The sequence below is a fragment of the Cytobacillus sp. GQ23 genome (assembly GCF_059758675.1).
Genome location: NZ_JCAXER010000073.1, coordinates 1 through 1,373, shown reverse-complemented (window position 1 = coordinate 1,373; position 1,373 = coordinate 1). Strand labels below are relative to the sequence as shown.

General features: G+C 46.6%; 1 protein-coding gene. It reads left to right on the top strand.

Going from position 1 to position 1,373, the window contains the following annotated elements:
- Positions 1–909 precede the first annotated feature (909 nt).
- Entirely contained in the window at positions 910–1,350 is a 441-nt protein-coding gene (locus AC6CHU_RS25870) for a hypothetical protein (protein WP_159863474.1), read from the top strand.
- Positions 1,351–1,373 lie beyond the last annotated feature (23 nt).

Below are 1,373 nucleotides of genomic sequence, written 5' to 3'. Positions count from 1 at the left end.
GGGAAAAAGCGGTAGTCAGAGTCAGAACCTGGGTCAACTTCGGACACAAAAAGGGGAAAGGCGGTAGTTAGAGTCAGAACTTGGAACAACTTCGGACACAAAAAGCAAAAGACCGGTAGTCAGAATCAGAACCTGGGTCAACTTCGGACACAAAAAGGGGAAAAAGCAGTAGTCAGAGCCGAACCTGGGCCAACTTCGGACACAAAAAGCAAAAAAGCGGTAGTCAGAGTCAGAACCTGGGTCAACTTCGGACACAAAAAGGGGAAAAAGCGGTAGTCAGAGTCAGAACCTGGGCCAACTTCGGACACAAAAAGCAAAAAAGCGGTAGTCAGAGTCAGAACCTGGGTCAACTTCGGACACAAAAAGGGGAAAAAGCGGTAATCAGAGTCAGAACCTGGGTCAACTTCGGACACAAAAAGGGGAAAAAGCGGTAGTCAGAGTCAGAACCTGGGTCAACTTCGAACACAAAAAGGGGGAAAAGCGGTAGCCTGAGTCAGAACCTGGGCCAACTTCGGACACAAAAAGCAAAAAAGCGGTAGTCAGAGTCAGAACCTGAGTCAAATTTCGGACACAAAAAGCAAAAAACGGGTAACTAGAGTCAGAACCTGGGTCAACTTCGGACACAAAAAGCAAAAAAGCGGTAGTCAGATCCGAAGCTAGGTCAACTTCGGACACAAATGCAAAAAAGGGATAGCTAGAGTCAGAACCTGGGTCAACTTCAGACACAAAAAACAAAAATCCGTGAGTCAAAGTCCGAACCCGATGCAACTGCAAACAAAAAACTAAGAAGAATCCTCACCATAGCTTCGTCCAAATCAAAAATCAACGCCTTCCACCCCCAGCTCTGCCTTATTTTGGACCGCACATTACTCCCTTTAGCGGACATCCTATAAAAAGGAGGTGTTAGAAATGAAGAAGCTGAGTATTTTTCTTCTGATGCTCGCATTTATGGCTGGCTGCGCCAACAATAAAGCAACTGAGAGTGAATATGACCATGAGAGCCGGGATGGAGTTTCTTTTATAAATAATGATCTGGACCGCACGGAGGACAATGATACAATGGACCGGTCAATGAGCGGTGACCAGAATCCGAACTTTATCAATTTTGACGGCAAGCGCGTAGATAATCAGGATGATATCGACCAGGCCCGCAAGGTGATTGCTGCTCATGAGGGCTACCGTCCGGGAGCCGTTTGGATTAATGGGGAGGATATGTGGGTGACTGCATACCGGAAAGGCGAGATGACCCACCAGGAAAAGATGGATTCACAGGCTCGGTTGCATAAAGATCTTATTAAAGCTCTTCCGTCTTATCATGTAGAGGTAAAGGTTCAGGAAGACCGCACATAAAATGCCCTGATTACCAGGGCATT